This window comes from Caballeronia temeraria, from assembly GCF_001544795.2.
GTDB lineage: Bacteria > Pseudomonadota > Gammaproteobacteria > Burkholderiales > Burkholderiaceae > Caballeronia > Caballeronia temeraria.
Window position 1 is genome coordinate 110,624 of sequence record NZ_FCOI02000009.1, and the last position, 13,616, is coordinate 124,239.

Sequence of the window (13,616 nt, forward strand, 5' to 3'; positions counted from 1 at the left end):
ATGTCGGTCACAGCGAAAGTCGCGCTTGCGGCCATCGTCGAAGCCGCGTTGTTCATCGCGTTGCTCTTCGGCGCGGCAGGCACGCTCGAATGGGGCGCGGGCTGGGCGTGGATGGCCCTGATGTTCGGCGGTGGCGGCGTCGTGACCGTGCTCATCGCGCGGCGCGATCCCGCGTTGCTCGCCGAACGCATGCGCTCGCCGATGCAGCCCGATCAGCCGCTCTGGGACAAGGTCTTTCTCGTCGCGATGGGCGTGCTGTGGTGCGCGTGGCTCATCCTGATCGGCCTCGACGCCGTGCGCTTTCGATGGTCCGTCATGCCGCTGTGGCTCGCGTCGGTGGGATCGGCGCTCGTCGCGGTATCGTTCTGGCTCGTCGCGCGCGTGTTTCTCGAGAACACGTTTCTCGCACCCGTCGTGAAGATTCAGACCGAGCGCGGGCATCGCGTCATATCGAGCGGGCCGTATGCGGTCGTGCGCCATCCGCTTTATGCGGCCGCTGGCATCATGATTCCCGCGAGCGCGCTCGTGCTCGGCTCGTGGTGGGGCCTCGCGGTCTCCGCGCTTCTGCTCGCGGGACTCGTCTGGCGCACCGTGATGGAGGAGCGCGAACTCGTCGCGCATCTCGAAGGCTATGCGCAATACGCGCAACGCGTGCGCTATCGGCTCGTGCCTTTTGTCTGGTAAGCGCTTTTTGCACGAGGTTTCGGGAATAAATCGGCGTCATGCACGTTCATGCAGAAGACAGGCGCAATCCGTCGCGCCTTCCTTCTCGTTCGAACATGAATATGACGACCGTTCCATCGCAGGCTTCGCATTCGTCTCTCTCGGGGACTTCATCCGGAGCATCTCCATCGACAGAAAGTCTCTCCGGCATGGTCGCGTTCGTGCGCGCGGCGGAGTCGGGCAGTTTCGTGGCGGCAGGGCGCGCGCTCGGGCTGTCGGCGTCGGCGGTGGGCAAGAGCGTGATGCGGCTCGAAGCGAAACTCGGCGTGCAACTGCTCAATCGCACGACGCGCAGGATCGGCCTCACGCACGAAGGCGCGCGCTTTTTCGCGCGCTGCAAACGCATGCTCGCGGATCTCGAAGAGGCGGAGAGCGAGCTGTTTCATTCGACGTCGTCGCCACGCGGACGGCTGCGCATCAGCGCGCCATTGCTCGGCACGCGCCTCTTGATGCCGCTCGTGCCGGAATTTAGGCGGCGTTATCCCGACATCGAACTGGATATCGATTTCAGCGATCGCGTGGTCGACATCACGCAGGAAGGCTATGATGCCGTGATTCGCACGGGGCGTCTCGCCGATTCGCAATTGCTCGCGCGGCCGCTCGCGCAATACGGGCCAGTGGTGATCGGATCGCCCGCCTACTTCGCGGGTCACGGCGAACCCGCGACGCCCACCGATCTCGAAGGCCACGCGTGCATTCGCTTTCGTTCTCCGGCGAGCGGCCGTCCCGAGCCGTGGCGTTTCGCGCGCGACGATCACACGTTCGCGATCGATCCGCACGCGACGCTCACGTTCAACGACATGGAAGCCGTGCTCGCTGCGTGCATTTCTGGCCTGGGGCTTGCGTGCGTGCCGGACTTCATTGCGAAGAGCGCGATGGAAGGCGGCATGCTGCGCGCGGTGCTCGGCGCGCATATGCGCACGGAGGGCGTGTTCCAGATTCTATGGCCGCCGAGCCGTCACGAAGCGCCGCGCCTGCGCGCGTTCATCGATCACGTCGCGCAACGGCTGGGCGGTTTGCCATCGCACGAAGTCCGCTTTCGCGCGGCGTAGGAATCAGCTTTTCTTCGTGGTCTTTGCGACGAACGGCGCGGGCGCGTGCGCGACTTTCTCGCTGCCGCACTTGGGGCATTTGAGTTGCACCGTTGCGTGTTCGACGATGTGCTCCGCGTGCTCGAAGGTCTCGCCGCAATCCTGACAACGGTATTGATAAGTCGGCATGGCATCCTCCCGCGCGCGACCGGTGATCCGGCGCAAGCCACGCCGGTTCCACTCATTCTAGTTCAGCAATCGCGCGCGAAAATCAGTTCAGGACACGGCGCACGAGCGGCGTTTCCGGCGTCGGATAGCCGGCTTGCTTGAATGTTTCGATAATCGCGCGATTGGTGTCGAAATAGACCTGCCAGTAGTCGCTGGTATTGGTATAAGGGCGCACGCACAGGAGCGGTCCTTCCGGCGTGAAGGACAGCACTTCGACGTCCGGCGGCGGCGTCGTCGCGACGTTCGGGATCTTTGCGACCGCTTCCTTCAGACGCGCGATGGCATCGAGCGGATCGACGCCATTCGCGATCTTCGCCGTCAACTCGACACGCCGATGCGGCAGCGAGCTGAAATTCCAGATCGTGTCGGAGAAGATCTTGTTGTTGCCGACGATCGCCGCGACGTTGTCGGGCGTCGTGATCGTCGTGCCGAAGAGACCGAGCTCGGTGACGGTGCCGGTCACGCCGCCCGCGGTTACGAAGTCGCCTACTTTAAACGGGCGCAGCACTTGCATGAACACGCCCGCCGCGAAATGCGCGAGCAATCCGCCCCACGCTGTGCCGATGGCAAGACCGAAGCCCGCGAGCAACGCGGCGAAGGACGTGGTCTGAACACCGAAAACCTGCAGAATCGCGAGGATGAGCAGCAGATTGAGAATGACGCCGACGATCGAGCCGAGATAGTGCGCGAGTGTGGGATCGACGCGGCCATTGCGCGAAAGAAGCTTGCGCATCGCGCTCGTGACGAGGTTGATGAGCCAGCGCCCGATGATCCACAGCGCAATCGCGCCGATGACCATGATCGCAAAGTCGACGCCGCGCGTCATGATGAATACACGTACGGTTTCGAGGTTCATGTCTTTCTCGCGTGCGTGATACTTCGTCAGAGGAACACGTCAAGCCGGGAAAACATGCCGCATGGGCCACTCGAGTTATAGCCGATGCACCGCGTCATCGCAAGAATTACAGGAGCGTTTAGATTTAATCGGAAGGATCGACTATATCAGTCGCGCATTCACGTCCATTCGGCTTCGTCGGCATTCGGATCGGGCAGGGTAAGTCCGGATGCGGGCAAGGGCAGCGCCGTCTTGTAGCGCACTTGTTTGAGCGCGAAGCTCGAACGAATATTGGCGACGCCCGGCATCTTCGTGAGCCGCTCCAGAATGAATCGTTCGAGCGCGGCCACATCGGGCAAGACGACACGCAACAGGTAATCGGCATCGCCTGTCATCAGATAACACTCCATCACTTCGGGCCGCTCGCTGATAGCCTGCTCGAAGCGCGCGAGCGCATCTTTTATCTGCTTTTCCAGACTCACCTGAATGAACACGTTGATGGAAAGCCCGAGCGCTTCCGGGTTCAGCAGTGTCACGTGCTGCTTGAAAAGCCCCGCTTTTTCCAGTGCGCGCACGCGATTGAAGCAGGGCGTCGGCGAAAGATTCACCGCGCGTGCAAGTTCGGCATTGGTGATGCGCGCGTTCTGCTGAAGCTGATTCAATATGCCGATGTCGATGCGATCGAGGCGCTGCCTGGCGTTTGCCGTCATAGTCGAAAGATTCCGGTTTTTGGCGTTTTCGAAGAATAAACACACTACCGTAAAGCGCGGCGGCAGCCAAATGAGACGCACATTCTGCGCATCAATGGTTATGCTTGAACGAATTCTCTAGCCAACGCGGAGTCGCGCCATGACCGACTTGTCGAGCGGTACCAAGCAGCTTCTTTCTATTGCCAAAGGACGTGAGGACATCGATCCCGGCGAAACCGCCGAATGGCTGGAAGCGCTCGATGCGGTCGTGACTCACGTCGGCCGCGAACGCGCGCAATATCTTTTCGACAGGCTCGCGGAGCACGCGCTTTCGGTGGGCGTCGAATCGGCGCGGGCGCGCGCGACGCCTTATGCGAATACGATCCCCGTCTCGCAGCAGCAGCCTTATCCCGGAAATCTCGACATCGAGGAAAAGCTCGCCGCCGTGCTGCGCTGGAACGCGCTCGCGATGGTCGTGCGCGCGAATCGCGCCTATGGAGAACTCGGCGGTCATATCGCAAGCTATGCATCGGCGGCGGATCTTTTCGAAGTCGGCTTCAATCATTTCTTTCAGGCCGCGAATGAAAACAATGGCGGCGATATCGTCTATTTTCAGCCGCATTCGTCGCCGGGCGTCTATGCGCGCGCGTTTCTCGAAGGCTTTCTCAACGAAGAACATCTGAAGCACTATCGGCGCGAGATTGCGGGGCCGGGCCTGTGCTCTTATCCGCATCCGTGGCTGATGCCCGATTTCTGGCAATTCCCGACCGGCTCGATGGGCATCGGTCCGATCAATTCGATTTATCAAGCGCGCTTCATGCGCTATTTGCAGAACCGGAGTCTGCTGCGCACTGAAGGGCGCAAGGTGTGGGGCTTTTTCGGCGACGGCGAAATGGACGAGCCGGAATCGATCGGCGCGCTGTCGCTCGCGGCGCGAGAGCAACTCGATAACCTCGTGTTCGTCATCAACTGCAATCTGCAGCGGCTCGATGGTCCTGTGCGCAGCAACGGACGCATCGTCGATGAACTCGAAGCGCAATTCATCGGCGCGGGCTGGAATGTGATCAAAGTCTTATGGGGATCGGACTGGGATGCGCTGTTCGCACGCGATCGCAGCAATGCTTTATTGCGCGCATTCGCGAATACCGTCGACGGTCAATTCCAGACTTTCTCGGCGAATGACGGCCGCTATAACCGCGAGCGTTTCTTCGGACAGAATCCGGAACTCGCGGCGCTCGTCGCGCATATGTCGGATGAAGATATCGACCGCTTGCGCCGCGGCGGCCACGATGTGCGCAAGCTTCACGCCGCTTATGCGAAGGCGCTTTCGCACAAAGGTCAGCCGACCGTGATTCTCGCGAAGACGATGAAGGGCTTCGGCATGGGCACGGTGGGACAGGGCCGCATGACGACGCATCAGCAGAAGAAGCTCGATCTCGACGATCTCAAGCAGTTCCGTGATCGCTTTCGCCTGCCGCTGTCCGATGACGATGTCGAACAGCTCAAGTTCTATAAGCCCGCCGATAACGCGCCCGAGATGCGCTATCTGCATGAGCGTCGCGCGGCATTGGGTGGTTATCTGCCGCGTCGTCGCGCGAAGGCATCGCAAGGCATCACGCCGCCTGCGCTCGATACGTGGGGCCAGTTCGCGCTCGACGCTTCCGGCAAGGAGATGTCGACGACGATGGCCTTCGTGCGCATGCTCGGCAGCCTGTTGAAGGACAAGACGCTCGGGCCGCGCGTGGTGCCCGTGGTCGCCGACGAGGCGCGCACGTTCGGCATGGCGAACCTCTTCAGGCAAGTGGGCATCTATTCGCCGCTCGGTCAGTTGTACGAGCCGGAGGATATGGGCTCGATGCTCTATTACCGCGAGGACACGCGCGGGCAGATTCTCGAGGAAGGCATTTCGGAGGCGGGCGCGGTGTCGTCGTGGATTGCGGCTGCGACGTCATACAGCGTGCACGATTTGCCGATGCTGCCGTTCTACATCTATTACTCGATGTTCGGCTTTCAGCGCATCGGCGATCTGATTTTCGCGGCGGCGGATCAGCGTTCGCGCGGCTTTCTTATCGGCGCGACGGCGGGGCGCACGACGCTCGGCGGCGAAGGCTTGCAGCATCAAGATGGCACGAGCCATCTGTCTGCATCGACGATTCCGAACTGCCGCGCTTACGATCCCGCGTTCGCTTATGAAGTCGCGGCCATCGTCGATGAAGGCATGCAGGAGATGATGGAGCGCCAGAACGACGTGTTCTATTACGTTACCGTGACGAACGAAAATTATGCGCAACCGTCCGCGCCCGGCGGTTCACTGGATGCGCACACGCGCGAAGGCATTTTGCGCGGCATCTATCGAATCGATGGCGACACGGATGCGCAAGTGCAATTGCTCGGCTCCGGCGCGATTCTCAACGAAGCGATCGCCGCGCGCGCGATGCTGAAAGAAGACTGGAATATCGATGCCGCCGTGTGGAGCGTGACGAGCTATACGGAATTGCATCGCGATGGTGCGTCATGCGAGCGCGCGGCGCGTCTCAACGACGACGATGCAAACATGCCCTTCGTCACGCATGCACTCGAAGACACTCGCGGACCGGTGATCGCAGCAACGGACTACGTGCGCGCCGTGCCCGAACTGATTCGCGCCTATGTGCCGCGCCGCTATGTGACGCTCGGCACTGATGGCTTTGGCCGCAGCGACACGCGTCAATCGTTGCGCGAGTTCTTCGAGGTGGATCGCGTGTCGATCGTCATTGCCGCGTTGAAATCGCTCGTGGACGAAGGTGTCATCGAGAGGCAGACACTGAAGGCCGCGCGCGAAAAATACGGCAAGACGCAGGAAGCGCACGAACCGTCCTGGATGCGTTAAGCGTTCTTGCGCGCCGCATCGAGCAACTCGCGCACTTCGTCATCGCTCGTCTGATCGAAGTCGATATAGAACTGCCCGACGCCGAAGTATCGATGCGGCCGCATCACGCAGACGAATTCGTCGACGATATCTTCAACGCGCGCTTCTGAATCGAGCGGCGCAACCGGCAGCGCCGCGACGATCTTCGATGGATGCGCATGGCGTAAGGACATCGCCGCGGCTTTCATCGTTGCGCCGGTTGCCATGCCGTCATCGACCACGATCGCGACGCGGCCGCTCACGTCGAGCGGCGGCATGTCGCCACGATAAAGCGTCTCGCGCCGCGCGAGTTCGGCGCGTTCTTTCGCGATCACGCGATCCAGCTCTTCTTTTCCGACGCCCGCATATTCGACGATGCGCTCATCGAGATAAAACGCATCGCCAGATGCGATCGCGCCCATCGCGAGTTCCGGCTGCATGGGCACGCCGAGCTTGCGCACGACGAGCACATCGAGCTTCGCGCCCAACGCGCGCGCGACTTCATACGCAACGGGCACGCCGCCGCGCGGCAATGCGAGCACGGTCACATCGTTGCGGCCCGCATACGCGCGGAGATGCTGTGCGAGCGCGCGGCCCGCTTCTCTACGGTTCTCGAATACTGAATCCATGTCGCTTGTCCTTTCAGTCACGATGCGCGAGGAAACGCGTCGCGCCGTCGAGACCACTTCGTTTCACGCGAATCAGACTTCAGCATAGTCGCCGTACGATTCGAACGCGCGCCGCATCGCATGCTTGCTACTGCCATACGATCACCATTCGTATTGAAATATTTGGCTCATAACCGGTGCATTGAATGCGGTGAAACGGGGCATTGCACCAAGAACGGGCGAATCTAAAACGGTGCAAAGAAAACGTGTTGCACCATGCTAAGCCGCGTCATTCAAAGCGCTTGCACCGTTTCGATACTATTTGCGCCAACTTGGCCCGGAACTTGCAAATTAGCGCCTCTTTCAAACCGACCGCTCGAATCATGCAGGCACTCCAATCCGGACCCGATACTCTTTTTCTGCTGTTAGGCGCCGCAATGGTGCTTGCGATGCATGCGGGTTTTGCTTTCCTCGAACTTGGCACGGTACGGCGCGAAAATCAGGTGAATGCGCTCGTGAAGATCCTCGTGGACTTCGCAGTATCGACGCTCGCATATTTCTTCATCGGCTACAACATCGCGTACGGCGTGCAGTTCATGCATAGCGCCGATATCCTCGCCGAACACAACGGCTATGCGCTCGTGCGCTTCTTCTTCCTGCTGACTTTCGCCGCGGCGATTCCGGCGATCGTGTCGGGCGGCATCGCGGAGCGCTCCAAGTTCAATCCGCAATTGTTCGCGACCTGCGTGATCGTCGGCTTCATTTATCCCTTGCTCGAAGGCGTTGCATGGAACGAACGCTTCGGCATTCAGGGCTGGCTGACGCACGCGTTCGGCGCGCCGTTTCATGATTTCGCCGGCTCGGTGGTCGTGCATGCGTTCGGCGGCTGGGTCGCGTTGCCGGCCGTGCTGCTGCTCGGGCCGCGTCACGGGCGCTATCACAAGGACGGACGCATCGCCGCGCATCCGCCTTCGAGCATTCCGTTTCTCGCGTTGGGCGCGTGGGTGCTCGCGGTCGGCTGGTTCGGCTTCAATGTGATGAGCGCGCAGACCGTCGACAAGATCAGCGGCCTCGTCGCGGTGAACTCGCTAATGGCGATGGTCGGTGGCACGCTCGCCGCATGGGTGGCGGGTCGCAACGACCCAGGCTTCACGTACAACGGGCCGCTCGCGGGTCTCGTTGCGGTATGCGCGGGTTCGGACCTCATGCATCCGCTCGGCGCGTTGATCGTCGGCGCGGTCGCGGGCGTGCTTTTCGTACAGATGTTCACGTGCGTGCAGAACCGCTGGCGCATCGATGACGTGCTCGGCGTGTGGCCGCTGCACGGCATGTGCGGCGCGTGGGGCGGCATCGCAGCGGGCATCTTCGGGCTCAAGACGTTCGGCGGCATCGGCGGTGTGTCGATCTGGTCGCAACTCATCGGCACGGTGGGCGCGGTGGCGCTCGCGCTCGCGGGCGGCGCGGGGGTGTATGGCGCGATCAAGATGACGGTCGGTTTGCGGCTCGACCGCGAAGAAGAGTTCAATGGCGCCGATCTCGCGATTCATCGCATTTCGGCTACGCCGGATCGTGAAATGGCCGGCTGAGACAGAGACTCGCGCTTTGCTGTAGGGTAACGATTTCCTCAAGCCACGCGAGCACTCACGATGTCGAACGATCACGCGTCGCGCCAGCCCGGCATCATCGAAGAATTGAAGGTTGCGCCGGTCTTCGATATCGGCACGGATCGCGAACGCCGCATCGCGTTCCTCGCCGATTATCTCGAGGCGCAGAAGCTCAAGCGCTATGTGCTCGGCATCAGCGGCGGCGTGGATTCGTCGACGGCAGGGCGCCTTGCGCAACTCGCGGTCGAGTGTCTGCGCGCGCGTGGCGTCGATGCGCGCTTCATCGCGATGCGTCTTCCCTATGGCGAGCAGCACGACGAAGCCGATGCGCAACGCGCGCTCGCGTTCATTCGCCCCGATGAAACGCTCACCGTCAACGTGAAGCCCGCTGCGGACGCCATGCGCGAGTCGCTCGCGGCATCGGGTGTGCTGTATCGCGATGAAAAGCACGAGGACTTCGTGCTCGGCAACATCAAGGCGCGCCAGCGGATGATCGCGCAATATGCGGTGGCCGCGGCGCACTCGGGCGTCGTGATCGGCACCGACCATGCGGCCGAATCGCTGATGGGCTTCTTCACCAAGTTCGGCGATGGCGCCGCCGACGTGCTGCCGCTTTACGGCCTGAACAAGCGCCGCGTGCGCGCGCTCGCGGCATCGCTCGGTGCGAGCGACGAAATCGCAAGCAAGGTGCCGACTGCCGACCTGGAAACGCTCACGCCGATGAAGCCCGACGAAGACAGCTACGGCATCGGCTACGAGGACATCGACGATTTTCTCGAAGGCAAGCGCGTCTCCGATGAAGTCTATTCGACCATCTATCGCTTTTATGACGCGACCCATCACAAGCGCGTCCTGCCGATCACGCCCTATGACGACTGGCCCAGGCATGCGCTTCGCTGAATAAGAATGAAAGCCGGCGGCCACTGACGTGCTCGCCGCGTTAAAAGAGAACGCCGTTCTTATTCGTCATATCGCTCCGACGACGCGCCGGTTACGATATACCGGTCGACTTCTTCGGAGACGCGACGCTTGGACTCCACAGAGACCGCGACATTCGATCTGCCGCTGCCCGCGCGCAACTTCGCCTCGATGCGAAGGATGCTGCTGGTCGTATTGGGCGCATCGATCGTGATTCCGATCACGTGCCTTTGCATCTACGGCTATTACGATCATCAGCGCCGCTTTGCCGATGCGCGTGAACTGACCGAGCGCCTTACGCGCGTCGCCAACGAGCACGCACTTAAAGTGATCGATCTGAATCAGCAATTGGAGACGCGTATCGTCGATCTGCTCGGCGACACCGACGACGCGCTCATCAAAAGCCGCGAAGAAGGGCTGCATCGCACGCTCGACGACATGAGCGGCACGCTCGCGCAAATTGCGGCGATATCGGTGTTCGGCGAGAAGGGCGCGTTGCTCGCGAATAGCCGCTGGTTTCCCGCGCCTTCCGTCTCGATCGAGGATCGCGACGACTTTCAATCCGCGCGTGCGGTCGCACCCGTTACGTACTTCTCGCTGCCATTGCGCGGCAAGGTGACGCGCTCGGACGTATTCACGACGACGATGGGTCGCATCGGCCAGAACGGGCGGTTTATGGGCGTCGTGTCGATCGCGTTGAAGCGCAGCTATCTCACCGACTTCTATCGCGAGCTCGCGGCGGGTGATAGCGCGGTCGTCATCGGGCTTTATCGCCGCGACGGCAATATTCTCGCGCGCTTTCCGGCAAGCATGGACAGCACGCAGCCTGCAACGAACACGCCTTTTACCAGCGCATTCCGCAACAACGAGCTTTACGGCAGCCTACGCATGCGCTCGAGCGTCGATCACGTCGACCGGCTGCTCGCCTTCAGGCGCGTAGGCGATTATCCGCTCTATGTGTCGACGGGTTATGCCGTTTCCGCGGTCGACGCACGCTGGCGCAACAACCTCATGCTCGTCGCGACGATCGCGCTCGTGCCTTGCATCGCGGTGTGGCTGCTGATCCTCTTTTCGATTCGAAGGCTCGACGCCGAACAGGCCGCATGGGAGCGCTGGCAGGCTGAAGTCGCGACGCGTTTGTCCATCGAGGCATCGAGCCGGCAATGGCGGCGCATGGGCGCGCTCGGCAATCTCGTCGCGAACGTCGCGCACGACTTCAACAATCTGCTGATGGTGGTCGGCTCGAACATGGAGCTTGCGCGGCGCAAGCGCTTCAACGATGTCGAAAGTGAAGTGCTCGCGGTGGAGCGCGCCACGGCGGGCGCGGAATCGCTCGCCCGGCGATTGATGAGCGTCGCGCGCAAACAGCCGCTGAAACAGGAACTCGTCGATCCCGCCGACTGGCTGCGCAGTGTGCTCGATCTCGTGAAGAAATCGGTGCATCCGTCGGTGATGGTGACGCTGGAGCTGTCGCCCGATCTCTGGAACGTGATGGCCGATCCGGTCGAACTGGAGCTCGCGCTCGTGAATGTCGCGATGAATGCGAGCGATGCGATGCCACACGGCGGGCGCGTGCTGATCCGCTGTCAGAATGCGCGCGTGCGCGGCGCGGAAACGGATATTCCCGATGGCGAATACGTGCTCGTATCGATCACGGACAACGGAGAAGGCATGACCGAGCACGTGCGACGCCGCGCATTCGAGCCGCTTTTCACGACGAAGCAGCACGGCGCGGGCACGGGCCTCGGTCTCACACAGGTGCTGGCCGCATGCGAACAGGCGGGCGGCACGGCGCGCATCACGAGCGTGCCCGGCTCGGGGACGACCGTGCGTCTCTATTTGCCGCGCCATCATGGGCCGGTGCCGAAGGAATCGAAAGCCTATATGCCGCCCGATGTCGCGGTGCCGGTCATCGCGCCTCCGCCGGATGAGGAAGAGGACGAGCCGTTGCGCGGCACTTCGGTGCTGCTCGTGGAAGACAACGCGGACGTTGCTGCGGGCGTGACGGCGGTGCTCGAAGTCCTCGGCTGCGCGGTGCATCACGAGGAAAGCGCGGATGCGGCATTCGCGCTATTGGGCGAGGGCTACGGCTTCGATCTCGTGCTGTCCGACGTGCAGATGCCGGGCCGCATGAACGGCATCGATCTCGCGGAGCAGATCATGGCGCGTCTGCCTTCGCAGAAGCTCATGCTGATGACAGGCTATGCCGACGAACTCGAACGCGCGAAACATCTCGGCGTGCCGATTCTCGCGAAGCCTTTCGATATGGACGATCTGCTGAAGCTGATTGCGCCCGGCGTCGCGCATTGATCGCGAAGCATGGCTAGCCTTTAACGGCACGCGCGCCGACGAGCGGGTTGAACCCCGCGCGCTTCGGCTGCGCTGTTTGTGCGTTCTTCTTCGCGGCTCGCGTCTTCGAAGGCGGCGATAGTTGCGTCAGCAAGTCTGCATCGTCCTCGGCTTCTGTTTCTTCGTCATCGGCCTGAGACTCGATGTTGCCCGCGAGATGCTCGACCACGGATAGGAAATCCTTGCGCGCATTCTTCAGCGCGCGTCCCGGCATCATCACGAGCACGACGGCTTCATGCACCGTATGTCCATCGACGGTGTGCAGCGCGCCTTCCTCATACCAGTCGATGTCGCTAGCCGCGTAAGCCGCGACGACGTGATGCAGCACGGCTGGCGACATCACGCCTGCATCGTAAAGGCCGACGATCTGCCTTTCCATGAGCGCGAAGAGGCTCTGCGCGCGGTTTCGGGGTTTCCTCGCGGCCATTCACTTCGCGGCGGGCGCGACCCGCCACACTGTATTGCCGACATCATCGGCGACGAGCAACGCGCCTTTGCCATCGATCGCAACGCCAACGGGACGCCCGAGCGCATGGCCATCCGACGACAGAAAGCCCGTCAGAATATCTTCGGGCGGACCGGAAGGCTTGCCGTTCTCGAAGGGCACGAAGATGACCTTGTAACCGCTTCTCGGCTTGCGATTCCACGATCCATGCTGACCGATGAACGCGCCATTGCGATAGTGTTCCGGAAACGCGTCGGCATCGTAAAACGCGAGTCCGAGCGAAGCGGTATGCGCGCCGATCGCATAGTCCGGCGCGACTGCGGTTTGCACGAGATCCGCACGCTGCGGCTTCACGCGCTCATCGACATGCTGGCCGTAATAGCTGTACGGCCAGCCATAGAACGCGCCATCCTTCACCGATGTCAGATAGTCCGGCACGAGGTCGTTACCGAGTTCGTCGCGCTCGTTCACGACGGTCCATAGCACGCCGCTTTGCGGCTGCCATGACATGCCGTTCGGGTTGCGCAGACCTGTTGCAAAGAGGCGCGATTGTTTCGATTCGATATCCACTTCCATGATCGCCGCGCGGCCGTTCTCTGCACCGATGCCGTTTTCCGCCGCGTTGCTGTTCGAGCCGATCGTCACATACAGCTTCTTGCCATCGCGGCTCGCGATGATGTTCTTGGTCCAGTGATGGTTGATGTCACCCGCAGGCAGGTCCACGAACTTCTCGCCGGGCGTCGTGATCTGCGTCGCGCCGGTTTCGTATTTGAAGCGCAGAATCGCGTCGGTATCCGCAACGTAGAGATCGTCGCCGACGAGCGCCATGCCGAAGGGCGAATGCAGCTTGTCGATGAACACAGTGCGCGTTTCGGCGATGCCGTCGCCATCGGCATCGCGCAGCAGCACGATGCGATCCGGGCTAGCCACGCCCGCGCCCGCGCGCTTCATCACCTTCTTCATCACGAAGCCTTTGAGGCCGGCGTTTTCATCGTGCTGCGCAGGCGCATTGCTTTCGGCGACGAGCACATCGCCATTGGGCAGCGTCGCGAGCCAGCGCGGATGTTCGAGGCCCGCGGCGAACGCAGTTACATCGAAGCCGGCGGGCGCGATTGGCTTCTGATCTTGCCCCCAGGGTTTCGCCGGCGCGATGTTCACTGTCGGCATCAGCGATTTGTGCGGCGCGGGCAAGGCAGGATTCGGGCCGAAGTCCTGCGCGTAGTCGTCCGCAGTGGCTGCGCCGCTCGCGACCATCAGCGCGAGCGCGATCGTAGACGCACGGAACGTCGGATGTATATT

At 61.8% G+C, this 13,616-nt stretch carries 12 protein-coding genes; 6 read left to right on the forward strand and 6 right to left on the reverse strand.

What is annotated here, in order from left to right; all coding sequences use genetic code 11:
• Together AWB76_RS15455 and AWB76_RS15460 are read left to right on the forward strand one after the other, a co-directional pair.
• A complete protein-coding gene (locus tag AWB76_RS15455; protein ID WP_061161001.1) occupies positions 1-684 on the forward strand; it encodes a methyltransferase family protein in 684 nt (227 codons plus the stop codon).
• 188 nt (positions 685-872) lie between these two features.
• Entirely contained in the window at positions 873-1,775 is a 903-nt protein-coding gene (locus tag AWB76_RS15460) for a LysR family transcriptional regulator (protein ID WP_061161002.1), read from the forward strand.
• A 3-nt stretch (positions 1,776-1,778) separates the two neighbouring features.
• Here AWB76_RS15460 and AWB76_RS15465 read toward each other — a convergent pair whose 3' ends face one another.
• The 3 genes from AWB76_RS15465 to AWB76_RS15475 all read right to left on the reverse strand — a co-directional run bounded on the left by AWB76_RS15465 (position 1,779) and on the right by AWB76_RS15475 (position 3,527).
• Positions 1,779-1,943 (reverse strand): FmdB family zinc ribbon protein, encoded by a 165-nt coding sequence (locus AWB76_RS15465; RefSeq protein WP_008353004.1) that lies wholly within the window; start codon positions 1,941-1,943, stop codon positions 1,779-1,781.
• An 82-nt stretch (positions 1,944-2,025) separates the two neighbouring features.
• Entirely contained in the window at positions 2,026-2,838 is an 813-nt protein-coding gene (locus AWB76_RS15470) for a mechanosensitive ion channel family protein (protein WP_061161003.1), read from the reverse strand.
• A gap of 158 nt (positions 2,839-2,996) precedes the next feature.
• Entirely contained in the window at positions 2,997-3,527 is a 531-nt protein-coding gene (locus tag AWB76_RS15475) for an Lrp/AsnC family transcriptional regulator (RefSeq protein WP_061161004.1), read from the reverse strand.
• Between the two features lie 139 nt (positions 3,528-3,666).
• Here AWB76_RS15475 and mdeB point away from each other — a divergent pair, with 139 nt between their 5' ends.
• The gene (gene mdeB, locus AWB76_RS15480; RefSeq protein ID WP_061161005.1) at positions 3,667-6,375 is read left to right on the forward strand and encodes an alpha-ketoglutarate dehydrogenase; all 2,709 of its coding nucleotides are present in this window, start codon (positions 3,667-3,669) and stop codon (positions 6,373-6,375) included.
• Here the strand turns inward: mdeB and AWB76_RS15485 are convergent.
• Positions 6,372-7,022: a phosphoribosyltransferase gene (locus tag AWB76_RS15485; protein ID WP_061161006.1), complete on the reverse strand. Its 651-nt coding sequence runs from the start codon at positions 7,020-7,022 to the stop codon at positions 6,372-6,374. The genes mdeB and AWB76_RS15485 overlap by 4 nt on opposite strands.
• 362 nt (positions 7,023-7,384) lie before the next feature.
• Between AWB76_RS15485 and AWB76_RS15490 the strand changes: the two genes are divergently transcribed.
• The 3 genes from AWB76_RS15490 (at position 7,385) to AWB76_RS15500 (ending at position 11,833) form a co-directional block, all read left to right on the forward strand.
• Positions 7,385-8,587: an ammonium transporter gene (locus tag AWB76_RS15490; protein WP_061161007.1), complete on the forward strand. Its 1,203-nt coding sequence runs from the start codon at positions 7,385-7,387 to the stop codon at positions 8,585-8,587.
• A 60-nt stretch (positions 8,588-8,647) separates the two neighbouring features.
• On the forward strand, positions 8,648-9,505 hold the full coding sequence (nadE, locus tag AWB76_RS15495) for an NAD(+) synthase (protein WP_061161008.1): 858 nt from the start codon (positions 8,648-8,650) through the stop codon (positions 9,503-9,505).
• Positions 9,506-9,634: 129 nt separating this feature from the next.
• Positions 9,635-11,833: a hybrid sensor histidine kinase/response regulator family protein gene (locus AWB76_RS15500; RefSeq protein WP_061161009.1), complete on the forward strand. Its 2,199-nt coding sequence runs from the start codon at positions 9,635-9,637 to the stop codon at positions 11,831-11,833.
• 13 nt (positions 11,834-11,846) lie between these two features.
• Here AWB76_RS15500 and AWB76_RS15505 read toward each other — a convergent pair whose 3' ends face one another.
• Positions 11,847-12,299 (reverse strand): hypothetical protein, encoded by a 453-nt coding sequence (locus AWB76_RS15505; RefSeq protein WP_061161010.1) that lies wholly within the window; start codon positions 12,297-12,299, stop codon positions 11,847-11,849.
• Positions 12,300-13,571: a PQQ-dependent sugar dehydrogenase gene (locus AWB76_RS15510; RefSeq protein WP_061161129.1), complete on the reverse strand. Its 1,272-nt coding sequence runs from the start codon at positions 13,569-13,571 to the stop codon at positions 12,300-12,302.
• Positions 13,572-13,616 lie beyond the last annotated feature (45 nt).